General features: G+C 46.9%; 21 protein-coding genes and 1 tRNA gene. 13 read left to right on the top strand and 9 right to left on the bottom strand.

The features are described from left to right. The first annotated feature begins 147 nt into the window (after positions 1-147). The 5 genes from QUB04_RS04645 (at position 148) to QUB04_RS04625 (ending at position 10,891) form a co-directional block, all read left to right on the top strand. On the top strand, positions 148-4,875 hold the full coding sequence (locus QUB04_RS04645; protein ID WP_333281634.1) for a TIR domain-containing protein: 4,728 nt from the start codon (positions 148-150) through the stop codon (positions 4,873-4,875). A gap of 319 nt (positions 4,876-5,194) precedes the next feature. Then, a complete protein-coding gene (locus QUB04_RS04640; RefSeq protein ID WP_333281632.1) occupies positions 5,195-8,719 on the top strand; it encodes a TIR domain-containing protein in 3,525 nt (1,174 codons plus the stop codon). Positions 8,720-8,895: 176 nt separating this feature from the next. Beyond that, a complete protein-coding gene (locus QUB04_RS04635) occupies positions 8,896-9,657 on the top strand; it encodes a hypothetical protein (protein WP_333281629.1) in 762 nt (253 codons plus the stop codon). Between the two features lie 287 nt (positions 9,658-9,944). Next, positions 9,945-10,169, top strand: coding sequence for a helix-turn-helix domain-containing protein (locus QUB04_RS04630; protein ID WP_333281626.1), 225 nt, complete (start codon positions 9,945-9,947; stop codon positions 10,167-10,169). Positions 10,170-10,357: 188 nt separating this feature from the next. Continuing rightward, positions 10,358-10,891 (top strand): transposase, encoded by a 534-nt coding sequence (locus QUB04_RS04625; protein ID WP_333281623.1) that lies wholly within the window; start codon positions 10,358-10,360, stop codon positions 10,889-10,891. 454 nt (positions 10,892-11,345) lie between these two features. Here QUB04_RS04625 and QUB04_RS04620 read toward each other — a convergent pair whose 3' ends face one another. From QUB04_RS04620 to ndhC, 5 genes are all read right to left on the bottom strand, one after another. Then, entirely contained in the window at positions 11,346-12,035 is a 690-nt protein-coding gene (locus QUB04_RS04620) for a class I SAM-dependent methyltransferase (protein ID WP_333281620.1), read from the bottom strand. A gap of 1,530 nt (positions 12,036-13,565) precedes the next feature. Continuing rightward, positions 13,566-14,216, bottom strand: a complete 651-nt coding sequence (locus QUB04_RS04615; RefSeq protein WP_333281616.1) for a DUF4760 domain-containing protein — start codon at positions 14,214-14,216, stop codon at positions 13,566-13,568. A 206-nt stretch (positions 14,217-14,422) separates the two neighbouring features. Continuing rightward, positions 14,423-14,926, bottom strand: a complete 504-nt coding sequence (locus tag QUB04_RS04610; RefSeq protein WP_333084555.1) for an NAD(P)H-quinone oxidoreductase subunit J — start codon at positions 14,924-14,926, stop codon at positions 14,423-14,425. Next, positions 14,919-15,644 carry a photosynthetic/respiratory NAD(P)H-quinone oxidoreductase subunit K gene (ndhK, locus tag QUB04_RS04605; RefSeq protein ID WP_333281613.1) on the bottom strand — a complete coding sequence of 242 codons (726 nt, stop codon included), beginning with the start codon at positions 15,642-15,644 and terminating at the stop codon, positions 14,919-14,921. The genes QUB04_RS04610 and ndhK overlap by 8 nt, the downstream gene beginning before the upstream one ends. Further along, on the bottom strand, positions 15,635-15,997 hold the full coding sequence (gene ndhC / locus QUB04_RS04600; protein WP_006635500.1) for a photosynthetic/respiratory NAD(P)H-quinone oxidoreductase subunit C: 363 nt from the start codon (positions 15,995-15,997) through the stop codon (positions 15,635-15,637). The genes ndhK and ndhC overlap by 10 nt, the downstream gene beginning before the upstream one ends. Positions 15,998-16,540: 543 nt before the next feature. Between ndhC and QUB04_RS04595 the strand changes: the two genes are divergently transcribed. From QUB04_RS04595 to QUB04_RS04565, 7 genes are all read left to right on the top strand, one after another. Continuing rightward, entirely contained in the window at positions 16,541-16,876 is a 336-nt protein-coding gene (locus QUB04_RS04595) for a rubredoxin (protein ID WP_333052113.1), read from the top strand. Next, complete coding sequence (locus tag QUB04_RS04590) at positions 16,863-17,876, top strand: photosynthesis system II assembly factor Ycf48 (RefSeq protein ID WP_333281610.1); 1,014 nt, start codon at positions 16,863-16,865, stop codon at positions 17,874-17,876. Before QUB04_RS04595 ends, QUB04_RS04590 begins: the two co-directional genes overlap by 14 nt. Before the next feature lie 56 nt (positions 17,877-17,932). Beyond that, positions 17,933-18,184, top strand: a complete 252-nt coding sequence (gene psbE, locus QUB04_RS04585) for a cytochrome b559 subunit alpha (protein ID WP_333139432.1) — start codon at positions 17,933-17,935, stop codon at positions 18,182-18,184. 20 nt (positions 18,185-18,204) lie between these two features. Next, entirely contained in the window at positions 18,205-18,342 is a 138-nt protein-coding gene (gene psbF, locus QUB04_RS04580; protein ID WP_006635504.1) for a cytochrome b559 subunit beta, read from the top strand. 9 nt (positions 18,343-18,351) lie between these two features. Beyond that, positions 18,352-18,474: a photosystem II reaction center protein L gene (locus tag QUB04_RS04575; RefSeq protein ID WP_015176850.1), complete on the top strand. Its 123-nt coding sequence runs from the start codon at positions 18,352-18,354 to the stop codon at positions 18,472-18,474. A 69-nt stretch (positions 18,475-18,543) separates the two neighbouring features. Then, complete coding sequence (locus QUB04_RS04570; protein WP_333109398.1) at positions 18,544-18,666, top strand: photosystem II reaction center protein J; 123 nt, start codon at positions 18,544-18,546, stop codon at positions 18,664-18,666. Positions 18,667-19,145: 479 nt separating this feature from the next. After that, the gene (locus tag QUB04_RS04565) at positions 19,146-21,398 is read left to right on the top strand and encodes a transglycosylase domain-containing protein (protein WP_333281791.1); all 2,253 of its coding nucleotides are present in this window, start codon (positions 19,146-19,148) and stop codon (positions 21,396-21,398) included. Positions 21,399-21,594: 196 nt separating this feature from the next. On the opposite strand, the gene cobA is transcribed toward QUB04_RS04565, so the two are convergent. The 4 genes from cobA to QUB04_RS04545 all read right to left on the bottom strand — a co-directional run bounded on the left by cobA (position 21,595) and on the right by QUB04_RS04545 (position 25,969). After that, positions 21,595-22,404: a uroporphyrinogen-III C-methyltransferase gene (gene cobA / locus QUB04_RS04560; protein WP_333281607.1), complete on the bottom strand. Its 810-nt coding sequence runs from the start codon at positions 22,402-22,404 to the stop codon at positions 21,595-21,597. Then, a complete protein-coding gene (locus QUB04_RS04555) occupies positions 22,401-23,177 on the bottom strand; it encodes a sirohydrochlorin chelatase (RefSeq protein WP_333281604.1) in 777 nt (258 codons plus the stop codon). The genes cobA and QUB04_RS04555 overlap by 4 nt, the downstream gene beginning before the upstream one ends. A gap of 385 nt (positions 23,178-23,562) precedes the next feature. Then, positions 23,563-24,246, bottom strand: coding sequence for a manganese catalase family protein (locus QUB04_RS04550; RefSeq protein ID WP_333281602.1), 684 nt, complete (start codon positions 24,244-24,246; stop codon positions 23,563-23,565). Between the two features lie 196 nt (positions 24,247-24,442). Further along, entirely contained in the window at positions 24,443-25,969 is a 1,527-nt protein-coding gene (locus tag QUB04_RS04545) for a serine/threonine-protein kinase (RefSeq protein ID WP_333281599.1), read from the bottom strand. A gap of 752 nt (positions 25,970-26,721) precedes the next feature. Between QUB04_RS04545 and QUB04_RS04540 the strand changes: the two genes are divergently transcribed. Then, positions 26,722-26,794 (top strand) — tRNA-His (locus QUB04_RS04540). Positions 26,795-26,930: the final 136 nt, after the last annotated feature.

The following is a 26,930-nucleotide window of genomic DNA, read 5'->3' as shown; positions in this document are numbered from 1 at the left end:
GCTGTTGTCTAGCCCAGTCTACCAAAACGCTTTAATTCACTTGAAAGATGCCTTACAAAACTCACCCTCAAGGGGGCACAGAGCCATGCCGAAATCTTGAACTTATAACTGTATTCATCCACGCCCCCATTTACCTATCCCTTCCTCATGAAAACAAATTTTGACGCTTTTATCTCTTACGGACGAGCAGATAGTCTAGGTTTCGGCAGAAAGTTATACGAGCGATTGAAAGAACAAGGGTTGAATATTTGGTTCGACCAAAACGATATTCCCCTGGGAGTAGATTTCCAAAATCAAATTGACGACGGCATCGAAAAAGCAAACAACTTCTTATTTATCATCGCACCGCATTCGATCAACTCGCCTTATTGCGGCAAGGAAATCGAACTGGCAATTCGGCGCAACAAACGGATAATTCCCTTACTGCACGTCGAACAGATCGATCGAGAGATTTGGCAGCAGCGAAAACCCCTGGGAACCGACGAGGAGTGGGAAGCCTACAAAGCCAAAGGATTGCATTCGAGTTTTAACAATATGCACCAGGCTATAGGCAAAATCAACTGGGTGTATTTTCGCGAAGGAATTGATGACTTCGATAAATCTTTAACCGGATTACTTGAATTATTAAACCGCCACGCCGAGTATGTAGAAAAGCATACGCAATTGTTAACCAAAGCCTTAGAGTGGGAACGGCAGCAAAAACAACATCGCTGGCTGTTAGTAGGCGACGAGAAAAAGCAAGCAGAAGCTTGGTTAAAAATTCATTTTAACGAGCAGCAGCCGCCTTGCGTTCCGACGGACTTGCATTGCGAATACATTACTGAAAGCATCAAGAATGGCAATAACTTGATGACTCAGGTGTTTATCTCTTATTCCGAGCGGGATCGGGAAACAATGGAGAAAATTCGCAACAGTCTGAGGCGAGAAAGCTTGACAGTGTGGACGAATACAACCGATATTCAAACCGGAGAAGATTTTCAGAGTGCGATCGATCGCGGCATCGAACAAACCGATAATTTGGTCTATCTGCTCTCGCCCGACTCTGTAGAATCCGAGTACGTGCGGAAAGAAATAGACTATGCCGTATCGCTGCACAAGCGAATTATCCCCGTTTTAGTTCGAGAAACGGCAGCCGAGTCGATACCCAAGGCATTGCAGGGCGTGCAGTATATCGACCTCACCGACAACGTAAAAGAAGACGATTACTTGCTCGATGAAAGTCAATTGCTGAAGATTATACATCAGGATGAAGTTTATTATAACGAGCATAAAGTGTTCCTAACTCAAGCCTTGAAGTGGGAGCGACAACATAAGAATCCGAGTATTCTGCTGCGAGGTTATAACTTGCGAACGGCAGAGGCGTGGTTGAAGGTAGGACAGAAACGGACGCAGCATCGCCCAACAGCATTAATTGAAGAATTCATTGCTGAAAGTTTGCGGCAACCGCCCTTGGAGTCCCTCGATGTTTTTATTTCTTATTCTCGCGCCGATTCGGATTTAGCCAGAAAGCTCAATAACGAACTGCAACTACAGGGAAAAACGACCTGGTTCGACCAAGAAAGTATTGCCTCGGGAGCGGATTTTGCGCGAGAGATCGAGCAGGGCATCCAATCGTCAGATAATTTCTTATTTATTCTTTCCCCGCAAGCGGTAAATTCACCCTATTGCGCGATGGAAGTGGAGTATGCCGCCAATTTGAACAAGCGGTTTGTGACTCTGCTGCATCGGCCTGTCAATTCAGCAGACTTGCATCCGGAGTTAGCCAAAGTCCAGTGGATAGATTTCAATCAAAACGAGGGGGATTTCAATGCCAATTTTAATCAATTGGTCAGAACCCTGGATACAGACAGAGAACACTTACAGAATCATACGAAATGGTCTCAGCGGGCCTTGGAGTGGCAGCAAAAAAATCAGACGAAAGATCTACTATTGCGCGGGAGTGAATTGGCGATTGCCGAAGTTTGGTTGAAAGACATTCAAGCACAAAAGAAACATCCCGTCGCGACGGAGTTACAAAAGGCATATATAGCCGAAAGTAGCAGAGAAAAACGCAAAAATAAGATGTTATTAAGGGGAGCGGTAGTGGGGGCGCTCTCGATCATGACACTTGCTACTATTGCCACAACACTTGGGATAATAGAGGCGAAAAAGCAAACTGAATATGCGCAAAAGCAAACGCAGAGCGCCACAGAGGCACGTAAAAAAGCGGAAGAGCTAAGGAAGATAGCCGAGTTAAAGGAAAATGCTGGCCGCGTGCAGACTTTGCTCGATGTCGGTCCGGTAGAGGCACTCATTCTGGCGATTAAAGCCACAGGTGAAAGCAAATCTGCATTGCCCGAGGTTCGCGACAAGACGTTTTCCCAGGTGCAGTATAGCTTGCGCGATGCCGCCGGAGATGCCAGAGAGCGCAATCTCCTGACAGCAGACGCATCTGGAGTCAACTCATTAGCGTTGAGTCCAGACGGCAAAACCCTCGCGAGTGCGGGTTATGACGGGACGATTCACCTGTGGGATACGGACGGCTATCCCATCGGTCAACCGATGAACCCGTTGCCCAATGGGCTTCCACCCGCCCTCTATTCTATGGCCTGGAGCCCAGACGGCAAAACGATCGTCAGTGGCGATGGAGAGGGGACGATTCGCTTGTGGAACATCTCTGGTAAGCTCATGGGCGAACGCTTAAAAGGGCATCAAGGCCCTGTCAGGTCAATCCGATTTAGCCCCGATGGCCTCACGATCGTCAGTGGCGGTGATGACGGGACGATTGGCCTGTGGAACACGAATGGCAAGCCCGTCCGTAAACCCTTCAAAGCGCATAAGGGTTGGATTAACTCGATCGCATTAAGTCCCGATGGAAAAACCATCGTCAGTGGCGGCGATGACAAGACAATTCGTTTGTGGACTCGTCAGGGTCAACTCATTGGTCAACCTTGGAAAGGGCATGAGGAGGGGGTCACGTCAGTGGCCTGGAGCGCCGATGGTAAAACCATTGCCAGTGGCAGCTATGACGGGCGAATTCGTTTGTGGAACACCTCGGGAAAACCCATCGGTCAACCCTTCAAAGGGCATGAGGGTGCGTCGATTCAGTCACTCGCATTTAGTCCCACGGGCGTCATCGTCAGTGGGGGCGGGGATGGAAGCATTTCTCTTTGGGATCTGGGGGGGAATTCTCTGCTGAGTCATCCCCTCATCGGGCACCTGGATGCAGTCTCGTCCGTGGCATTGAGCCCCGATGGCAAAACCATTTTCAGTGGTAGCTGGGACGGGACGATTCGTCTGTGGGATACGGACGGCTACCTCCTCGGTCAACCCTTGACCCTGGACGATGAAGTATCCTCAGCGGCATTGAGTCCCGATGGCAATACCATTGTCAGTGGTAGCTATGACGGGACGATTCGCCTGTGGTATACGGATGGCAAGCCCATCGGTCAGCCCTTTAAAGGACATCAAGGTACGGTCTTTTCAGTGGCATGGAGTCCAGACGGCAAAACCATTGTCAGTGGTAGCGATGACAAGACAATTCGCCTGTGGGATAGCAAGGGCAATCCCATCGGTAAACCCTTTAAGGAACATACAGGTTCGGTCACTTCTGTGGCCTGGAGCCCCGATGGCGAAACCATTGTCAGTGGTAGCTATGACCGGACAATTCGCCTGTGGAAGACTTCTGGCAAGCCCATGGGTCAACCCTTTAAGGGACATGAAAACTTGGTCATGTCTGTGGCATTTAGCCCGGACGGCAAAACAATCGTCAGCGGTGGCTATGACGGGAAAGTTCACCTGTGGGATACTTCTGGCAAAACCCTCGGTCAACCCTTCAAAGGGCATAAAAAGGCGGTCTACTCGGTGGTATTTAGCCCGGATGGCAAAAAGATCGTCAGTGGCAGCGCGGACAATACAATTCGCCTGTGGGATACTTCAGGCAAAACCATCGAGAAACCTTTTAGAGGACACACCAATTCAATCCGCTCGGTGAAATTTAGCCCGGATGGCAAAACCATTGCCAGCGGTAGTGAGGATAATACCATTCGCCTGTGGGACACGGACGGTGAACCCATCGGTCAGCCCCTCAAGGGACATACGAAATCAGTCACTTCAGTTGCGTTTAGCCCGGACGGTAAAACCATTATCAGCAGCAGTGAGGATAACACGCTTCGCAAATGGCGCCCTGGCACTTGGCAAGATTGGCTGAAGATGGCGTGCAACCGAGTAATTTTACATCCCGCTTTAGTCGCGCCCCAAACGCACTTTGGTGAGGATACGGAAATGCTCTCCGTGGCGAAAGACGCGGGGAAAACCTGTCAAACGCGGGCCTGGAACCCTGATGAAAACGCCCAGTTTTTAGTCAATCAAGGTGGATCGATCGCGCGGCAAGGCGATTTGGGCCAAGCCATCGCGACATTCCAACAGGCCAAGAAATTATCGCCCAGCATTAAGGTGCCAGCAGAGGACAAGGTTAAACGGTGGGCTGCTGAAGGTTCGATCGAAAAAGGGGTAAACCTAGTCCAAGAGGGTAAAGTTCAGGAAGCAGTGGATGCCTTCTTGAAAGCAAAGCAGTTCGACGCAACCTCGAAGATCTCTCAAAAGTCTTGGGATACGCTGTGTTGGTACGGTGCGCTGCACAAAGGGGCAAAGACCGTGATCTCGGCGTGCGAGACGGCGGTGGCACTTGCACCGGGCAATGGCGACGTTCGAGATAGTCGTGGGCTGGCCCGGGCGCTGACGGGGGATACGCCAGGGGCGATCGCAGATTTTCAAGCGTTTATCGAGGGCACGGATTCGGCAGAGCGCAAAAAAAGGCGGCAAGGCTGGATTGATGCCCTGAAAAAGGGTAATGATCCGTTTACGGAGAAGGAGATCGCTGAGTTGTTGCGATGAGGAAAGGGGGAACAGTTATCAGTTATCAGTTATCAGTCAACAGTCAACAGTTATCAGTTGACTGTTGACTGTTGACTGTTGACTGTTGACTGTTGACTGTTGACTGTTGGATGAAGTCAAAAAAGTTCTCACCAACCACGTCAAGAAGCAACCTGAATTCCCTGGGAGGAACCTGTTGTCTATCCTTGTCTACCAAAAGGCTTTAATTGACTTGAAAGATGCCTTACAAAACTCACCCTCAAGCGGGCTTATAGCAAGGCCGAAATCTTTAATTCATACCTGTATTCAGCAACGCCCCTCATTTACCTATTTCTTCCTCATGAAAACAAATTTTGACGCTTTTATCTCTTACGGACGAGCAGATAGTCTAGCTTTCGGCAGAAAGTTATACGATCGATTGAAAGAAGAAGGGTTGAATATTTGGTTCGACCAAAACGATATTCCCCTGGGAGTCGATTTCCAAAATCAAATAGACGACGGCATCGAGAAAGCGGACAACTTCTTATTTATCATCGCACCGCACTCGATCAACTCGCCTTATTGCGGCAAAGAAATCGAACTGGCGATAAGGCGCAACAAACGGATAATTCCCTTACTGCACGTCGAACAGATCGATCGACACCTGTGGCAGAAGAGAAAACCCCAGGGAACCGACGACGAGTGGGAAGCCTACAAAGCCAAAGGATTGCATTCGCATTTTCAGAATATGCACCCGGCTATAGGCAAAATCAACTGGGTGTATTTTCGCGAAGGAATTGATGACTTCGAGAAGTCTTTGATCGGATTACTCGAGTTATTGAACCGTCAAGCCGATTATGTAGCGCAGCACAGGCAATTTTTAGCCAAAGCCTTGGAGTGGGAACGCCAGCAAAAACAACATCGATGGTTGTTAGTCGGCGATGAGAAAAAGCAAGCCGAATCTTGGTTGAAAATCCGGTTTAAAGATGAACAACCGCCTTGTTTTCCAGCCGATTTGCATTGCGAATATATTACCGAAAGTATCAAGAATGCCAACAACTTAATGACTCAGGTGTTTGTGTCCTATGCCGAGCAAGATAAGGCGACGATGGAGAAAATTCGCAACAGTCTGAGGCGAGAAAGTTTGACCGTTTGGACGAATACCACAGATATTCAAACCGGGGAAGCCTTTGAGGCGGCGATTCAGCGGGGAATCGAACAGGCAGATAATGTGGTGTATCTGCTCTCTCCAGACTCGCTCGATTCGCATTTTGCTCGGAAAGAATTAGAGATTGCCTTATCGCTCAACAAGCGAATTATTCCCCTTTTAGTGCGAGAAACATCAGCGGAAAAGATGCCAAATGCGCTGCGAAATTTGCAATATATCGACCTCACCGACAACATAAAAGAAGACGATTACTTGCTCGATGAAAGTCAACTGCTGAAGATTTTGCATCAAGATGAGGCTTACTATAACGAGCATAAGGTTTTGTTGACCAAAGCACTGAAGTGGGAGCGACAGCACAAGAATCCCAGTATTCTGCTGCGAGGCTATAACTTGCGAAGTGCTGAGGCGTGGTTGAAGGTGGCCCAGAAACGATCGCAGCATCCACCCACGCCGTTGCAAGAAGAATTTATTGCTGAAAGTTTGCGGCAACCGCCTGCGGAGTCGCTCGATGTGTTTATTTCCTATTCTCGTGCGGATTCGGATTTAGCTAGAAAGTTGAACGAGGAACTGCAACTTCAGGGAAAAACGACTTGGTTTGACCAGGAAAGTATTGCATCGGGCGCAGATTTTGCCCAGGAGATTCACCAGGGAATTCAAGTCTGCGATAACTTTCTATTTATTCTCTCACCCCGATCGATCGCGTCTCCCTATTGTGCGGCGGAGGTCGAGTATGCCGCTGGGTTGAATAAACGGTTTGTGACGGTGCTGCATCAGCCGATCGCTTCAGCCGAACTGCATCCAGAGTTAGCCAAGGTGCAGTGGATTGATTTCAATCAAAACGATCGGGATTTTAATGCCAATTTCAACCAATTGGTGAGAACGATCGATACCGACAGAGAACACTTACGCAATCATACAAAATGGTCTCAGCGATCGCTCGAATGGGAACAAAAAAAGAACACAAAAGACTTACTTTTGCGGGGAAGTGAATTGGCAATTGCCGAAGCTTGGTTGAAGGAGACTCAAGCGCAAAAGAAACAGCCCGCCGCGACGAAGTTACAAAAGGCATATATTGCCAAAAGTGGGGGGCATAAGCGCCAAAATCGGCTGGTGTTAGCCGGGGCAGTTGTGAGTGTGATGGGGGTAGTCACGGGTCTTTGGTTGAGGGCTGAAGCAATTGCCACCATTGCGACGCTGGGGGAAAAAGCCGCCCGCGCTCAGTTGTTGCTCTCGATCGAACCCGTAGAAGCACTCGTTCTGGCAATTCAAGCCACAGGCCAAAGCCGATCGTCATTATTTACATTACAGACCGTTCTGCCCCACGTGCAGTCTAGTTTACGAGATGCTATTGAGGATGCCAGAGAACGAAATATCCTACAAGGGCATGAGGGTATCGTCTACTCAGTGGCATTTAGTCCCGACGGCAAGACGATCGTCAGTGCCGGTGAGGACAAGACTGTTCGCCTGTGGGACATCTCTGGCAAAGCCATCGGTCAACCCTTCAAAGGGCATGAGGGTAGGGCCAGGTCAGTGGCATTTAGTCCCGACGGCAAGACGATCGTCAGTGGCGGTCAAGACGGGACCCTTCGCCTGTGGGACATCTCTGGCAAAGCCATCGGTCAACCCTTCAAAGGGCATGAGGGTTGGGTCATCTCAGTGGCATTTAGTCCCGACGGCAAGACGATCGTCAGTGGCGGTGATGACGGGACCCTTCGCCTGTGGGATACCTCTGGCAAAGCCATCGGTCAACCCTTCAAAGGGCATGAGAGTAGCGTCAGGTCAGCGGCATTTAGTCCCGACGGCAAGACGATCGTCAGTGGCGGTGATGACCGGACTGTTCGCCTGTGGAATCGCTCTGGCAAAGCCATCGGTCAACCCTTCAAAGAGGATGGGAGTGCCGTCAACTCAGTGGCATTTAGTCCCGACGGCAAGACGATCGTCAGTAACCGTGGTGACGGGACTTTTCGCCTGTGGAATCGCTCTGGCAAAGCCATCGGTCAACCCTTCAAAGGGCATAAGGATAGCGTCTACTCAGTGGCATTTAGTCCCGACGGCAAGACGATCGTCAGTGGCGGTAGGGACAAGACGGTTCGCCTGTGGGATATTAGCTCTGGCAAAGCCATCGGTCAACCCTTCAAAGGGCATGAGGGTAGCGTCATCTCAGTGGCATTTAGTCCCGACGGCAAGACGATCGTCAGTGGCGGTTGGGACGGGACCCTTCGCCTGTGGGATACCTCTGGCAAAGCCATCCGTCAACCCTTCAAAGGGCATGAGGGTTGGGTCAACTCAGTGGCATTTAGTCCCGACGGCAAGACGATCGTCAGTGGCAGTTCGGACAGGACGGTTCGGCTGTGGGACACCTCTGGCAAAGCGATTGGTCAGCCCTTCAAAGGGCATGAGGATGCGGTCAATTCAGTGGCATTTAGCCCGGATGGCAAGACGATCGTCAGTGGCGGTGAGGACGGGACTGTTCGCCTGTTGCGCGGTGGCAATTGGCGAGATTGGCTGGAGGTGGCGTGCAACCGGTTAATCGCGCATCCAATCTTAGTTGCGCCGGAAACGCTGCTGAAAGAAGATGCTGAAACGATCAAGGTGGCTAAAGATGCTGCTAAAACCTGTCAGCAATTAATCTGGAACGACACCCAAAATGCCCAATTTCTGGTCAATCGAGAGCAGATAATTACAAAAAACAACGGCAAGGCTCGATTGAAACAATAGACCTCATTTTCAAGACATAATATAGCAGTTGATAGTTGACAGTTGACAGGACTGACTGTTTATAGTGAGGGATTTGGCCATATATTCATGAGCTGAATTATGTCAATACCGATGTGGCGGTTGCTATAACTATTTCCCCGGAAGCGATTCTCTTATCCTGAGTTGTATTTTTTTTCATGCAAGAATCTTTATCGATCGAATTTTCCAACGGTCTGACGGCAAAAGCCCTCTATCCTCAAGCCCATGCCGACCTGACCCTAACTTTGGAGCAACTGGGACTCTCTAGTCCGCGTCCGGTCATCGTGGTGGTTGGCGGTGCCAGTAAACTCAGTGAGGCCGATCGCCAACGGCTGCGATCGCTCTTTCTAACGGTTCTGGCTGCCCTCGCCGAGTCTTTAAATGCCTGTGTGGTCGATGGCGGGACTGATGCTGGCGTCATGCAAATGATGGGGGAGGCGCGATCGCAAATGGGTGGAACATTTCCCCTGATTGGTGTTACCTGCGTCGGTTTGGCAACATTACCGAACCAGCCACCTCCTGCAGAAGATGCCTGTGGCTTAGAACCCTATCACACCCATTTTATCCTGGTTCCGGGTTCGGAATGGGGGGATGAGTCTGCGTGGATGGCGCAAATCGGCAGTGTGCTATCGGGTGGTTTGCCCTCTGTCACCATTTTAATCAATGGGGGCGAAATTACCTGGAAGGATGCAGCCCAAAGCGTGAAAGCACAGCGCCCGATCGTGGTGATCGCAGGCAGTGGCAGGACGGCGGATATTTTGGTGGCGGCGTTGAATGGAACGGTGACAGACGAACGGGCCTCGGCACTGGTGGATTCGGGCCTGCTACAAGCGGTGGATCTGGATAACCCCAAGGCGTTAGACCGCGTTCTCAAGCAAATTGTAGCAACTTGTAGTAGTGTCTCAAGCTTAAACCTGTAGGGTGTGTTGAAGCACTCAGGCAATTAATTAGAGGATTAGAGACGCGAAAGCCGTCCTAAAAAGACGGCGCTTGTCTCCCCTTTTTTCGGTCATTGAGGGTGCGGGACAAGAGGAAGGGGCGATCGCAGTTTATCTAGATAATGCCCGCGATCCTCCAAATATTGCCCAGTTTTTGGAGCAATTTTTTTGATATTTTCGGTTGATTTCCCGATAAATTTTTGAGTAATTAGCATACAGCATATTCCATGTATATATGATACACTGTATTTAGTACATAAGCGAAAAAAATGAAACCTTATTCGATCGAGTTGCGTGAGAAAATAGTTAAAATTTATGAACAAGGTGATACCTCGATTAGAAAAGTAGCCGCCAGATTTGATGTGAGTAAAGGGTTTGTTCAAAAAATCTTAAAACAAAAACAAACCATTGGTCATGTTCAACCCAGAAAACAAGGTGGAAGTCTTAAAAGTGTGTTAAACTCGCGCACAACTGAATTGATCCAGATGGTATAAAAATATCCGGATAGCACGTTGTCAGAATATTGTGAATATTGGCTTATGAACTACAAGGAAGCTGTCAGCCCGAGCATGATGTGTCGTGAATTACAAAAACAAAATTTAACGCGAAAAAAAAGACCATACGCAGTAGTCAGTCTGCCACTGAAAGAGTGCAAATTCTGAGGTGTGAATATTGGGAAAAAGTGAAAAATATTGACCCTGACAACCTCGTTTTTTTGGATGAAATGGGCGTTTTATTAGGGTTAACACGAACTCATGCACGTTCAATATGTGGTAGTAGAGTCTACGATTTAAAACCATTTTATCGGGGCGCCAAAGTCACAGTTGTCGGAGCAATTAGCTTAAAAAAAGTAGTAGGATTAATGACGCTCAATGGGTCAATGGATGGTAGAGCTTTTGAAGTCTTTATTGAACATTTTTTAGTCCCCAACTTATGGGAGGGTGCAGTAGTTGTTATGGATAATCTACCTGCTCACAAGTTGGGGACTATTGAACCATTGATACAAGCCGCTGGTGCTAGTTTACTGAACTTATCACCCTATTCTCCGGATTTCAATCCTATAGAATTATGGTGGTCGCAACTCAAATTTTTTCTACGTCAGTTCTCACCAACCACCACCAAGATGGTTGACATTTTGCTGGCTACGGCCCTTGATTTAGTCAATCCTAAGCACTTTAAAAACTGGTTTACAAGCTGCTGCTACTGTACTTCATAAACCTGGAATACGCTGTATATGGATCTGTAGCATTTATTCGATTTTGAGCAACAGCAGAGCCTTCGAGCAGCGGAAAAAGATAAGTTTTCTCAATGTCAGCAACTTCTCCCAAGGTATAGCAATCCTCGCATCATTCATGTAAATTTGTAGGGTAGTGCTAAGAATGCCTACCCCTATCTATCGGGGCAACCACGGGGGGATTGCCCCTACCATAATTAGGCGAATGATTTAGGGTTGCTATATATACAAAATAATTGTCAATTTTCCGAAACTCCATCACGAGCGATCGGCCGTGCTTTTTTACATCCGATCGCCATTTCGTTCCTGAATTTACAGCATATAAATTACTCAATTTATTGAAAGAGTCTATATCCTTAATCAGGAGATTTTTTTGATATCCGATGCGGTGGCATTCTAAACTGTGTAAACTCCTAAATACATCGCAGAAGTAGTTTTAGGAGCTTGAGTCAAACTTGCAGAATAACAGACAGGCATCAACATTTGCATCAAAATACTTTTTCGCATCTATTCTGTAAGTTGCACAGCTAGCGAGATTAAGTTTTTTTGAATGAATGTAACTCAATAACTTTCTGGTCACGGAAGTCTTGCAAAGCATTGCCAGAGTGGCATCACGATTTGGCAACCATTGTATCGCATGGATCGGAATCCATTCTGAGATATCGAAGTTACTTTTACCTGTTAGTGCATCTAAGCCAGTGTGCTTTTGAAAATTAGTTTTTTTAGGCAAGTTTTCACTACCAATAGTTCCTTGTTGTGAGTTTGTTACCCAAGGAAAGTTGCCAAGTACCAGCACCCTATGATTAAATTGGTGGATTAATGATGTCCAGTCAAAATCAAAAAAATCTCCGTGCTTAACCTCACATCTTTCATCCTGTAACAATTCATGCTTAGCTATTAATTCTCTTAAATAACTTTGATTGATTTCAACTCCGATAATCTTGCTGGCGGATGGAAACGAATTTGCAGCAGCTTTAATGAAATTACCTATCCCGCAAGTTGGCTCAATGATGACTTTGGGGTTAACATCAAGTTCTATCAATTTCCGACACACCATCTCGGCTAATTCCAGCGGTGTCTGAAAATCCCCGTATTCTAGTTTGGTTTTGCGATCGTTGGAAATCATGAGTTAAAGTTGTAAACAGCGATAACGCCGTCTTGTTGTCCGGCACGCTCAATTCTACTTGTTACCAGGCTTCAGCCTGGTAACGCAGATCCGGAGACTCTGCCTCCAATGTTCCCAAGCAAGTGAGGCAAAGCCTCTAGACATCGGTTCCCCGGCTGTGCGTGGGAACCAGTTAAATAGTAGAGTTAATCCGGTTCTGAAATATCGAGTTGGTTTTTTTCAGTAAGATAACTGATGTTAATTATCGGTACAGGGTTTATTGTAGATACCGGAAAGGATTTTAATCGGCTCTTCCAGTGATCGATATCACTAAGGATTGGAGATAAAGATCATTAAAATTCATGTCATATATCACCGACAAGCTTGACTTTTATTGCAACTTGTTTATCTTTGTAGGTGCGACAACTCATAGGCTGATAGCTCAATGCGCTCAGTCTTGTATAATCCGAAGACCTCTCTAGAACTCGTTAACGAAAAAGTTGACAGAGAGAAGCTCTTTGGTGTATTATTTTTTTAAGCCAGTATGATTGCCTAAACTTTTAAAAACAGAGTTCAGTCTATGATTTGTCGCAAAGTAAATCGGGACTTCTCCATGTTTGAGTTAGTTTATGAGGCATTATAACTTAGCTGAATTAGGAAAAAATAATAAGTCTTAGGGTGTTGCACCAATCTATGTTTGGTGTTTTGCAGATTGAGTTTACCTGGAATTATTCTGGTGTGGCTAACTCTCAGAGTATTCAAAGGCTTAGATGATTTCCCAACCCAAAGGTATGGGAATAAAAGTGTTTCCCCCATTCTCAAGCTAGATTTTCTCATCTACACTCTGGAGAAAGCAGAAAATGAAGAACTTTCACAAGAAAGATAACGAGCGAGTGGCATCGGGCTTGTCGATTACGCTGTTAAGTAATGCTGAGAATCAACAAATGGGATCGCCTTCATATTTTGAGGGAGATCTATAAACTTGGATGTGTGAGGGTGGAGAAATATGGAGATACTCATCAACCTAACTCTCTAGATGGAAATTAGGCTGATGAGTTCTAGGGAATTAGGTAACAGTCAAGTGCAGAAAGTGAGTTGCCCCTCACTCTCTGCAAAAATTAGCGGTTCTGTCGAGTATGAAAATGTTAGCTTTCGTGACAATTGTCACGGTTGGATGCGATTTTCAAGATAGGTGACTTTCTATCGCATCTGCTACACTAATAATCATTAATGACAGACAAAAGCCAACAGGTTTTAGAAGCCTGTATCACCTTCAAAAAGTAAGTCGATTGAGTAACAAGTAAATCGTTTCATCATTTCTCCTTTTATTACAACACAAAAAGCACAACTACGTCCTTGTCTCCAGAGTAGTAAAGACCTTCAATGAGACTGATGCACCTTTTTATGGCTCAGTTTACACTTCATTTAATTGACTATTCCCTTTGTCGAGAAACAATCCGGAAATATTTCCAGATTGTTTTCTTCATTTGACTCAGTTCGCTCCTGAATCCGCTCGGTAAAACCTTTTACAAACAATAAAAAGTCGGGTAATTAATGTCTCCATTGCTCACATAGATCTGTTAAGTGGATGTAAAGCCTCGGGCTCTGTTTGTCTCTTCGCGATCGGTGAACAAAGAGCGTGAAGGTATCGCAATAAGTACAAACTATATATCGATAAAACTCTTTCAAACATTTTTCGTCAACGAGACCGAAATGGACACACATAGACATTTCTTCTAAAAAATTAAGAATATTGACTATTTCCTGCTTTTTCTCTGCATCTGCATATATCTGATTCATGTACTCATTACTTTTGGTCTCATCTAGCGGTTTGAGATCTTTATGAATTTTTGCGGCAATTTGTCGAACACTAAAATAGCTAGGATCGTTCCATATTTGTATGTAACGTAAGGTTCGATCGATTTTTTTGTCCTCTAAATTGATTTCGATTCCCCGCAAAGCATATACGGCACTAGATATTCCTGCGGCAGTAGCTAATGTAGTTACCGCAAAATTTAAAGTGTCTCGGTATTTTAATTTTGAGTCATGAAAATGAACAGCGATTAAAGTTAAGGCTGCAATAAAGGTAGTAATTCCAATTCCCATTGTGAGATTTAGACTGATTTTGAGGAATCCGTCGGGTTCTCTTTTGCTGGGTGGAGTTGTCGGTTTGGTGAGCATTTTTAACTCCTTAGTGTTCAATGAATCTCAAATATTAATCATTTTTACAAATCTACTCAGGGTTTTCCGGCATCAATTTAAAATAGTTTTGTCTTGGGCGAGTGCCTTTTTAGAAATACCGTGCAATCGAGGGTTTTCCAGAAAGGAGCAAAAAAATTGCACCCACTCCTCAAAGAAGTGGGTGCAAAATAACCAACTGTATTTTGAGCTAAAAACTCAAAACTCCCTTAATAAGCGTCTTGCAATTCGTAGAAATCAGGGGAAATGTAATCTTTCCGCAGCGGCCAGCCTACCCAATCTTCGTTCATCAAAATCCGTTTCAGATTCGGATGTCCTTCGTAGACAATGCCGTACATATCGTAGGATTCCCGTTCTTGAAAGTCGGCTGCTTTCCAAATCCAGTAGACTGATGGCACTCTGGGATCTTCGCGGGGAATGAATACTTTGACGCGGACTTCTTCGGGATGGGAAGCATTGTCTGTCAGCTTAGCCAAGTGGTAGACGCTGACTAAATCTTCTCCCGGCCCTTGGTCGTAGGCGCACTGGCACTGCATATAATTAAACCCGTAGGCATACAGTGCTGTTGACATTGGAATTAAGAAGTCTCGATCGACCTTTAATATCTCCACGCCCAAATTATCGGCCGCTAAAGCTTCGTGTTCAAAGCCATTCTGAGTCAACCACTGGGAAACCTTCCCGGCTTCAACAATTGAGGTTTCTGTCTCAGCCACGGTTTACCTCCTGTTTTTGTCCTGCAAGCAGGGCCGGCGGTACTGGCATTCCCATTGCTTCGGTCAATTCTTTCGGTGGCGCCATCCGGCCGGGAACTGACAAGTATTTGCCATCTAAAATGTCGGCTACTACTTTCATCTTGTGGGGTCTGGTGTAGTAGCGGTGGGTTGGCAGCAAATTGGCCCGTTCTTGCATAGAATCGTTGGCGATTTTTTTCCGCAGTTTGATAATTGCGTCAATAATCGCTTCTGGGCGGGGGGGACAGCCTGGGATATACACGTCTACGGGAATCAGTTTGTCAACGCCTCTGACTGCTGTGGGGGAGTCTACGCTGAACATTCCGCCGGTGATGGTGCAAGCGCCCATTGCGATGACGTATTTGGGTTCCGGCATTTGTTCATACAGCCGCACTAAGATGGGGGCGTACTTCATGGTAATTGTGCCGGCGGTGATGATCAAGTCGGCTTGCCTGGGACTCGATCGCGGTACTAAGCCGAATCTGTCGAAGTCAAAGCGCGATCCGATCAAAGCTGCAAATTCGATGAAGCAGCAAGCGGTACCGTAAAGCAGCGGCCACAAGCTCGAAAGTCTCGCCCAATTGTAGAGGTCATCAACCGTAGTTAGGATGACGTTCTCTGATAATTCGGATGTGACTTCAGGGCGAATAGCGGGGTTGACAATTAGAGGTTTTTGTGATTTGTCAGAACTTAAGACCATTCCAAGGCTCCTTTGCGCCATGCATAGACAAGAGCAATAACGAGGATCGTGATAAAAAACAAGGCTTCGATGAAAGCCAACAGTCCTAGCTGGTTGAAAGCAACCGCCCAAGGATAGAGGAAGACCGTCTCTACGTCGAAGATGACGAAGACCAGGGCGAACATATAATATCGGATGTTGAACTGAATCCAGGCTCCGCCGATCGGCTCGACGCCGGATTCGTAGGTAGTGCGGCGGTCGTAGGGACGACTTTTGGGCCGCAGTACCTTAGACGCCGTGAGGGCGAGGATAGGGACTAGGCTGGAAATTAACAGGAAGCCTAAGAAATACTCGTAGCCGCTGAGTGCAAACACGGTGAATAATTACTGCCTAGGTGAAAGGGTTCTGTAACTTGTCTTTACATTATATAGATTGTGGGTAGCTAAAATTACGAGTTAGTTGAGATTAATCCTCCATCTTCTGCAATAATTTTTAATGTATATTTTAAGATTAGCTTACCTACTCTTTTTGAGCTGTCAACTACCCCCGACGGCAAGTCGCGGGCTTGGGGCATAAAAACTGAAGCCCCAAGTTGACCAGCCTCAGTCCCCTTTCGGGGCTACGTTATCGGCAAGAGTTCAAGTTCACACCAAGGAATCCGTAGCTAGTTCCTTGCTCTGTAACCTAGGGATTAAACATCTGTAAGGGGTTAAGGAAGTGTCTCTGGGAAAGTACCGACCGATAACATTGGCGAAGCTCACATTACTGGAGTAGCAAGGCGCTTCCCGGCATACAGGGAAATGGATAAGCACTACTCCTCTACTTATCCAACCCCTTTCGGGGACTCTGAATTTATTCAGCGTCCTGTTTCATACGTGACCATCAAGGTACGCGGTTTCCACACTCCTAGAGATTTTATGAGCGATCGAGCCACGGAGACTAATACCCTCGATCGGCACGAGTGCCGAGCCTGCGGCTACGTCTACAATCCTAAAAAAGGCGATCCTAAAAATGCAATTGCCCCTGGCACTGCTTTTACAGATGTGACCCCGACTTGGGTGTGTCCCGTTTGCGGGGCGCGCAAATCGATGTTTCAAAATCTCGGTCAGATGGAAGGGGTATCGGGATTTAAGGCAAATCAGCGCTACGGTGTCGGTGTCAACGGCATGACCGAAGGTCAGAAAAGTTTGCTGATTTTTGGCGGCTTGGTCGTTGGTTTCTTGTTGTTACTTAGTATGTATGGTTTGCAGTAAAACGATTGTGAGATTTTGGCAACGAATTGTAATGTTATTGGCCGCTGCGCTCATCTGTACGAGTTGCAGCACCATCGGTTCTGTGAGTTACAACCCCTGGCAAGTTATTTCCTTGCCGACGGAAGCTAATTTGCAGGATATTGCCTTTACGGGCAATCCTCAGCACGGCTGGGTTGTGGGTTCTGAGGCGACTCTGCTCGAAACGATGGACGGCGGTACTAGCTGGAAGTCTATAGCACTGGATATCGACGATCCGAGGTCGCGTTTTGCGTCGGTGAGTTTTTCTGGTTCCGAAGGCTGGATTGTCGGCCAGCCTTCTGTTTTGCTCCACACGAACGATGAGGGCAAGTCTTGGACGCGGATTGCTTTGAGCTCTCAGTTGCCCGGTTCTCCGAGTACGATCGCAGCTTTGGGCCCGAATTCCGCCGAGATGACGACCGATGTCGGGGCGATTTACCGCACTTCCGACGGCGGCAAAAATTGGAAAGCTGTCGTGCAGGATTCTTTTGGGGTAGTTCGCAATATCAACCGTTCTGAAAACGGGCAGTATGTTGCGGTTTCCTCGAAGGGCAATTTCTACTCGGTGTGGAAACCAGGACAAGAAGCTTGGGAACCTCACAACCGCAATAGTTCTCGCCGCCTGCAAAATATGGGCTTTACCAAGGACGGGCGTTTGTGGATGCTCGCCCGTGGTGGTCAGATTCAGTTTAGCGACCCGTCCAATCCTGAAGGTTGGGGAAAACCGTTTTTTCCCGATCGCAAGGCGAGTTGGGGTTTGCTGGACATGGCTTACCGGACTGATAATGAAGTTTGGGTAGCCGGCGGCGGTGGCAATTTGCTGTGCAGTTTGGACGGCGGGAAAACTTGGCTAAAAGACCGCGAAGTAGAAGATGTTCCCGCTAATTTTTACAGGATTGTCTTTATGGGCCCCGATCGCGGATTTGTGATCGGCGCGAGCGGTACTCTACTTAAATATCAAGGTTCAGCGCAAGCTGCTTGATAGTAGAATAGTAATAGAGATTGTCTGTCAATTTGTTGTTGAAAGGAGGATTCTAAATGGCTGGTACAACTGGAGAACGTCCGTTTGGGGACATTATTACAAGTATCCGTTATTGGGTAATTCACAGCATCACCATTCCGGCTTTGTTTATTGCTGGATGGCTGTTTGTGCAAACGGGTTTGGCTTACGATGCTTTCGGAACTCCTCGCCCTAACCAGTATTTCACACAGCAGCGGGAAGAAGTGCCGATTATCTCGGATCGCTTTGAAGCTAAGAAACAAGTAGATCAGTTCATTAACGCCAAGTAATTTAACAAGGATTTGGAAAAATGACGAGCAGAACCCCAAATAATGAGCCAATTTCGTATCCGATTTTTACGGTGCGCTGGTTGGCAGTTCATACTTTAGGTGTCCCAACAATTTTCTTTTTGGGCGCGATCGCAGCAATGCAATTTATTCAACGATAGGAGTTTACAATGCCTGAGCGCGTTCCTAATCCCAACGAGCAGCCTGTTGAGTTAAACCGGACTTCTTTGTATTTGGGTTTGTTGCTGATTTTTGTTTTGGGTATTTTGTTCTCCAGTTATTTCTTTAATTAACTGGTGTCTGAGTTGGCTTTCGATAGTTCGATCGAATTTGTTTACCTGTAAATTAGTGAGGTGATGGCTATGTTTAGTGAAAGTGGCAGAATTCCTTTGTGGCTGGTAGCTACTGTTGCAGGCCTCGGTGTTCTCACCATTGTGAGTCTTTTCTTCTACGGTGCTTATGCCGGTTTGGGTTCTTCGATGTAAGGAGAATCAAGCTGATTTTCGGCTTTTAACCCCCCTTGAAAAAGGGGGGTTTTAATTATTAGGCGAATTGTGTTGGTAAATCTGGTATAGTCTTTCTCAGTAACATGAGGTGCTCTGGCGGGCATAGGGCATAGGGCATAGGGCATAGGGCATAGGGCATAGGGCATAGGGCATAGGGCATAGGCATAGGACTCACCCCATACCTAACCACCCTTGAGAACCGCTATAAATGTTATCGAAAGTATTAATTTTTGGGCAAGTTTATGATAATTTAATTTCCTGGTGAGATCGGGATTTGTTGTGGCTGGATGGAGATTTGCTCAAGAAACTGCTCGCCTTGCGGGTTCACCAATAACCCCAAAATCGATCGCCACTAGCCGACGATCGCCTCCTTCTGTGGGGCAGATCGTGAAATTAGCCAAAAGTTGCGAGTAGAATGGTGCAAGAGCCGATCGCTCGATCGTAGTGCACAGCGAAATATGACCCCACCGCCGCCGCCCCGCAAACCTCAAACCGTCTTGGGTGCGATTACCCAAGCAGTCCAGACTATTGCTAAGGTTAATTTTAACCAGCTAGCGCTGAAACCTAATGCCAAAGTACCCGAACTGTGGGTGCAGGATGCGGGTGCAGCTAAAGCTGAGGTTTATCCGCTGTTGGGCGATCGATATTTGTTAGGTCGATCGTCCAAATCTTCAGATATTGTAGTTCGCAATCCCGTTGTCAGTCACGTGCACTTATCCCTGTCGCGCGATACTCGGCGGCGGACTCCTTTTGTCATCAAAGATGAAGACTCCACAAACGGCATTTACAATGGCAAAAGGCGAGTTAAAAGTATGTCCCTGCGTCACGGAGACGTGTTCACTTTAGGGCCGCCGGAACTAGCCGCCGCTGTTAGAATTCAATTCGTATATCCGCCGCCTTGGTATTTGCAACTTCTGCGTTACAGCTTTTATGGCGTAAGCGGAATCACCGCTTTGATTGCGGTGTTGGTAGGTATGGAATCGACAAAGTTTAAAGTGCGGCCTCTGCCGAGAAGTATCAATGGCCCCGTGATTGTTTACGCCCGCGATGGGCAAACTCCGCTGCGTCCTCCTCAGAATAACGCTCACTTAGAATTAAAGCAATTGGAGGATTTTTCGCCTTATTTATCCAAGGCGGTACTTGCTTCGGAAGACAGCCGCTACAATTGGCATTTGGGGGTAGATCCGATCGGAGTTTTGCGCGCGCTTTTGACCAATGTTCGCGGGGGAGGAATTCGCGAAGGCGGGAGCACTGTGACGCAGCAGTTAGCGAGGAGTTTGTTTCGAGATTATGTGGGAACTCAAGATTCGGCAGGGCGCAAGTTACGGGAAGCTGTAGTTGCCTTGAAACTGGAGAATTATTACAGCAAAGATGAGCTGTTGCTGACTTATTTGAATCGCGTGTTTTTGGGAATTGACCTTTACGGTTTTGAGGATGCGGCTCGGTTTTATTTTGCGAAGTCTGCGAAGGATTTAACTTTGTCAGAGGCGGCAACTTTGGCGGGCATTTTGCCTGCGCCAAACAGTTTTAATCCGATTCAAAATTATCAGTTAGCGGTGCAGTATCGCGATCGAGTGATCGAACGGATGCGGGCACTGGGGACGATTTCTCAGGAAGAAGCCGATCGCGCGAGACGATCGCGAATTGAGATTAATCCCAAAGCCCGCCAATATCTGCAAAGTACGATCGCTCCTTATTTCTACAGTTATGTATTTGACGAATTAGAGTTTTTGCTGGGGGAGCAGTTAGCCAGAGAAGGCAATTTTATTGTAGAAACTGGTTTGAATCCCGGCCTGCAAAAAGTGGCTGAAGCTTCCCTCAGAAATGCTGTTGAAAATGCGGGAGCAAGTGCTGGCTTTTCTCAAGGAGCCGTGGTAACTCTCAATAGTACAACCGGGGAAGTCTTAGCTTTAGTTGGGGGCGTAGATTACTTGAAAAGTCAGTTTAATCGGGCTACCCAAGCTTTGAGACAGCCCGGTTCTACATTTAAGATTTTCAGCTATGCAGCCGCCCTGGAACAGGGAATCTCACCCGATAAAACTTATTCTTGCGCCCCCCTTTCTTGGGGCGGACAAAGTTACAGCGGCTGCGAAAGAACCAGCGGTAATGCTGATATGTATCGGGGTTTAGCACAGTCGGAAAATGCAGTTGCTTTGAGAATAGCACAAGATGTGGGTTTAGACAATGTAGTGGGAATGGCCAGACGTTTGGGAATTACTTCTGAACTGCGTTCAGCCCCTGGTTTAGTATTAGGTGAAAGTGAAGTTAACGTATTGCAATTAACGGGCGCTTTCGGGGTTTTGGCCAATCGGGGTTTGGGCAATCGCCCCCACGTAATTAAGCGAATTATTGACAGCAGCGATTGCAAAGATCGAAATGATTTTAAGAGTTGCCGGGTGATTTATGAGTATCAAAAAGATGGCATTGCCAATCGGCAGTTAGTTTCGGAAGCCGTAGCGGATACGATGACTGATATGCTGCAAGGTGTGGTGCGGGGAGGTACGGGTAGCAGTGCTGCTTTGGGGTTGGGAGAAGCTGGAAAAACAGGCACGACTAATGATAATAGAGATTTGTGGTTTGTCGGTTATATTCCGAGTCAGCAACTGGTGACAGGAGTTTGGTTGGGAAATGATGATAATTCTCCGACTGGGGGAGGTAGTTCAAATGCCGCTCAGTTGTGGGGGGAATATATGCGCCAGGTGGCGCGTTGAGTCATTAGTCATTAGTCATTAGTCATTAGTCATTAGTCATTAGTCATTAGTCATTAGTCATTAGTCATTAGTCATCAGTCATTAGTTAGTGGTTGGTTGTTAGTTGTTGGCGAGCATAACTAATCGCCAAAAAAGATTTAGCAGTAAGGTGCGCGGCCCGGCGCACCCTACGAGGATTTAGGGGCAATTTCTGCGCTTATTCTACAGTCTGAGAAACTGGCCGACAGCCAGACAATATCGAGTGCAAATTGACGACATTTCCGATGACCGCGATCGCAGGTGCTGCAAATCCGATCGCCTCAACTTGCTCTACAATTGTACCCAAAGTCCCGATCAATTCTTCTTGTTCCGGCCGCGTTCCCCAGCGCACTAACGCTATGGGCGTTTCTGCACTCAATTCGGCTGCTGTTAACTGGCCGATAATGTAAGGCAAATTGTGGATTCCCATGTATACTACAATGGTTTCGGAGCCACGGGCGATCGCCTGCCAATTTACTTCCGGTCGATATTTTCCCGCTGATTCGTGACCGGTGACAAAGGTGACAGAGGAACTGTACGATCGATGTGTTAAAGGAATTCCCGCATAAGCAGGGGCCGCAATCCCAGAAGTTACGCCAGGGACTACTTCTACTGACACTCCAGCTTTTACCAACTCTTCCATTTCTTCGCCCCCGCGGCCAAAGATAAATGGATCGCCGCCTTTGAGACGAACTACGATCGCATTATCTCCAGCTTTTTCTATCATTAACTGAGTTGTTTCATCCTGCATTAACGAGTGACGCCCTTTGCGTTTTCCGGCATCAATTCGTTCTGCTTGGGGGTTGATTGCTGCCAAAATTTGAGGGCTGACTAAAGCGTCGTAAATCACGACATCAGCACACTCTAACAGAGCTTTTCCCTTCAAGGTCATCAAACCCGGATCTCCGGGTCCCGCACCTACTAAATACACTTTTCCTAAAGACATTTTTCTTTCTTCCTTTACCTCTTCTGTGCCTCTGCGGTTCATTCTTGAATTAAATTCCCAATTAAGTCTGCTAATTCTACACTTGCGCCTAGAGGATTTGCGAGATGAAGTTCTGCCGCAGGAAATTGCTGCTTTAGCTGTGCGACATTTTTGGCGATCGCATCTGTAATTCCTCCATTAAATAAGAAGTATGGCACAATCCCTATTTGCTGCTGTCCACCACGAACCAAACTGTCAATTTGCTCTGACAAACTCGGCTTTACCGACCAATAAGCTGTCAGCGCACCGAGTTTGCTGGCGATTTCCTCAACAATCGAGTTACCTCCGGGGCGACGGCTGCCGTGAGATAATAAAATCCATTTTGGCAATAGCAGATTGGGGAGAAAAGCAACCTCTTCCATCTGACTTTTTACCAATTTTGTTAAGCCTGCTTCCTGGGAACCTAAATGCGGGCGCAATGCAATTTTTAGCTTGTCACCAAAAGTTTTTTGGGCAATTTCCACCTCTGCCGGTATGTCTTCGGCGACGTGAACTCCCGGCAATAAAAATACAGGCAGTATTTGCAATTCTGTCAGTCCCAGGGACAGGGTACGTTCGCCAAAACTGCAAATTTGTTCGTGCAGCGGTGCGGGGCCGAGTTCTAAGGTGGCGGTTGCTACTGCGGGGAATGAGTCAGCCAATTTTTGAGACAGCAGTTGACCTAGGTTTTCCAAAGCTAGTTGGGGTCTGGGGTCACGGCTGCCGTGAGAGACTAATAAATATGTCGATCGCAATTTCAATATGGATTTGATGTTAATGTTCGAGCCGGATTTCAAATAATTATAACACCGTTGGGCGCGTGACTTGAAAAATACTCAACCCTCAACCTGAAGCTTGCGAGTCACGCACCTCGGGAGCATCTCACTTATGCAGCCCTCCGCTAGAAATTGGAGCCAGGAGTCAGGAGTCAGGAGTCAGGAGGAAAGAAGAAGAAGGAAGAAGGAAGGAGGAAGAAGGAAGGAGCCATAATAAGTGTTTTTACAAATATGAGATGCTCCCCACACCTCTAACAACTAAAGCAAAGTACCCGGCTTGGAAATTAATCAACACAGGGCTTAAATCTTCTAAGCCGCGCACCTTACAAAAGAAGGTGCGCGGCTTAAAAATTACTTACTAGAGGGCTTAAATCTTCTAAGCCACACATCCTAAACAAATCTCAAATTAAGCTTTGGGAGCGGGATCGGCAATGTATTTGAAAGTAGGTTCCGAGTTCCAAGGGCCGCGTTCATCCTTGCCATTTGTGGACAAGTTAAAGTAGAGATCCACAGTGGAATCTGGCGGAATATTGCCGAACATCGGATCGGTGAGTTTACCCAGCGATTCCAGAGCTTTCATGAACATTTGAGTGTGAGAAATTTCGCGAGTCAGCAAAAAGTGCAGCGTCTTTTTCGTTCCCATATCCGGTGCTAGCTTAATCAATTCTTCGTAGGTTTGGCGAGCTCCTGCTTCAGCAGCGATATCAGCGCGCAAATCGCGCACCACATCCCCGCCTTCATTGATATAAGCTGCTGTCCAAGCTTGACCTTGGCTGTCCAACAAGTGTGGCCCTATGCCGCGCACGGCAAACAAAGTGCTTTTATAAGCTTCTGTTTGGTCAACATTTTTGGTGTGCATTTCTATCAGTTGCCCCACCATTTCTAAGTGGCTGAATTCTTCGATCGCAATATCTTGGAGCATATCCTTAATCCCTGCATTTTCACAGTGGAATGACTGCACCCAGTATTGCAAAGCTGCTGTCAGTTCTCCTGTTGCTCCCCCAAACTGTTCTAGCAGCAATTGGGCAAAACGGGGGTTGGCTTCGTCTACTGTGACTGCAGCCATTAATTCTTTTTTATGAAAAAACATGGATCGGTACCTCTTTTTAGTTCTGTTGTTAAAGTCTAAAGGATTGCAGACTTTATCGGTGTTCGCCTTCAGAATCCATTGTGCGACAAACGATCGCACCGAGCCTCGGTCGATGGATACATCTCTCGCGACAAATTTCTCTGCTTTCAGGTAGAGTTTAAATATGAAATTATACTTAGTGAGTCGGTAGACCAAATTACAATTTAGGAGCAGGATTATTGTCGCACTCGGTTAATTTTGCTGACAGGGCATCGAGGTGTCGCAGCCACTGAATGCCGCCAACCCAACTGCGAGAGGGGAGGTGTCCGATTGGTGCTTGCTGACTAAATTTAATCTGCCCTAAAGTAGTAGCAGAATTGTAGGTTTGCCAGTTCACCCGATCGCAAAATCTGATATAGTCTCCCTTAACGCTTTCGTAAATTTGTTTTTGGACGCTGAAGCCAAACCGACCTTGACTGTAGTGCAGCCAAAGGCGATCGACTGTTTGCAAATCTTCGCAGGGTAGCTGGTAAATTTGGCTAATTTCTAGCTGAGTTCCCGGTTGCTGGGAAAGAGATTGACACATCAAGCCCCAAGTTTCGCGATCGGCTTCTTTCCACTTTTTGTTTGACAAAAAATCTCGCAGTTTGGTATAATTAATTCCCCGTGCCGAAATCATGGTTTGATCGAGATTGGAAGTAACAGATAAGGGAAAAGTTTCTGCGGAATTGGCTACGGCATTTGTGGGTAAAATCGGAGAATCAGGAGTTTGTAGCGCGGTGATATCGGTTGAGTTGTCGCTATGATTAAGAGCAGGAGCGATCGGCTTTTTGGGCGAAAGCAAATGTTGATGGCGAATATCTAAAGCTGCTTGGATATCTTGCAAAACTTCCGTAGCAAAACTGTACCGCTGAGTGAGACGAGTTTGCAGCAATTTATCTAAAATTTCACCTAACTCGTCACTAATACTCGTGGCTGTGGGAAGAAACTCGCGCCACCACCAGCGCTCATTGTTGCAGTCGTACATATCCAAGGGAGGAACTTGCGTCATTAGGCGAATGCAAGTAACCCCTAAACTGTAAAGGTCGCTAGCAGGAAATACTTTGCCGCGCATTTGTTCGGGAGCTACATAATCTTGACTGCCGATGAGCGTTGCTGGACGGAGTATTGCTGTATCAGTCAGCAGTTTGGCTATGCCGAAATCGATCAATACGAGTTTGTTGTCTGACTGGCGGCGGATAATATTTTCGGGTTTGATGTCGCGGTGAATTACGCGCTTGTCGTGGATAAATTGCAGCACGGGCAATAAGTCTTGCAGCACTTGCCAAATTTGCTCTTCATCGTATACACTATTGTCTAATTCTTGTTTAAGAGTCGCTCCCTCTATAAACTCTTGAACTAAATAAATATGACCTTCTTGTTCAAAGCAGGCTAATAATGTGGGGATTTGGGGGTGTTTTCCGAGTTCGTCTAAACGGACGGCTTCTTGGCGAAATAATTCAACGGCTTTGTTGAAAATTTCGGGGTCGCGGTCGTAAAAATAAAATTGCTTGACTGCACAGCGGGGTACAGATGGGATGTCTTCATCAATTGCTAGGAAAGTTTTACCAAATCCGCCTCTACCTAAAAGTTCAATCGGGCGATATCGCTGTCTCAGCAACAGGTTAAAGCCGCAGTTTAAGCAAAATTTGGCGGTGTGGGAGTTTTGAGGATTTTGACATTCTGGTTTGATACAGTAGCTCATATCGATTTTAGATTTTGGATTTTATATTGCGGACAAGAGTTTTTTTTAAACGAACCGCGAAGACGCGAAGCGGCGCGAAGGAATAGGGAAGAGAGAAGAGACAGAAGAGAGAGGGTTGATAACTGTCCCGCTTCTGGCGTTGTATTTTTCGGGCGGGCGGGACACCCCACAAGCATTTCCTCTGAGATGTTGCACCATTCTCAATCAGGCTTTTAGGGGCGGGCTAGAAGAGCCCACCCTAAAAGAAATTCATTCTTTGTGGAACAGGCATCTTGCCTGTTCTTAAAAATGGTGCCAGAGGTGAGTTTTATCAAACTGGACTGTAGATGCGCCTGGGCTGATAAGGCTATTTTAATGCGCTGGATCGAATCGGGACGCTGCCAGAGCTGCCGAACCCACGCCGCATGACCGAAAGCATCCAGGATACAAGCCCCCGGGTTCATCCGTGGAGACATAAAAAACCTGTATCCGATAAAGGAGCCCCCGAATTTATCCGTGGGGTCAATGCTTCAATTCTAAAATCTAAAATCTAAAATCTAAAATCTAAAATCGATTGAGTGCTGCGGGCGAGATAATTGCCGATCGCACAGGCCGATCGCACAGAGCGAAAATTGTGCTATAGTCTCACTGTGCTGGGAACTTGAGGCACCATCGATCTGTCCGGTTCAGGGACGCTCAGAAATATTTCAAAATATTTTTGCCTTACCCCTAGACTTGTGCTGAGATATGATGCTATAGTTAAAACTGATACGGCGAGCGTAGCCAAGTGGTTAAGGCAGTGGTTTGTGGTACCACCATTCGTGGGTTCAAGTCCCATCGTTCGCCCTTTTGATTCTCAACTTGTTTAATTCGATCGCCCGTTGCCTGTACGGTAATTTGCGATGGTCGTAGGGTGTGCATTGCACGCCTTAATCTTTTTTGGGATGTAGCGGTTGTGTCGGCACAAGTTCCGATGTGCTAA

Source organism: Microcoleus sp. D2_18a_B4 (assembly GCF_036702475.1).
GTDB lineage: Bacteria > Cyanobacteriota > Cyanobacteriia > Cyanobacteriales > Microcoleaceae > Microcoleus.
This window is presented reverse-complemented; position numbering and strand designations above follow the sequence as displayed.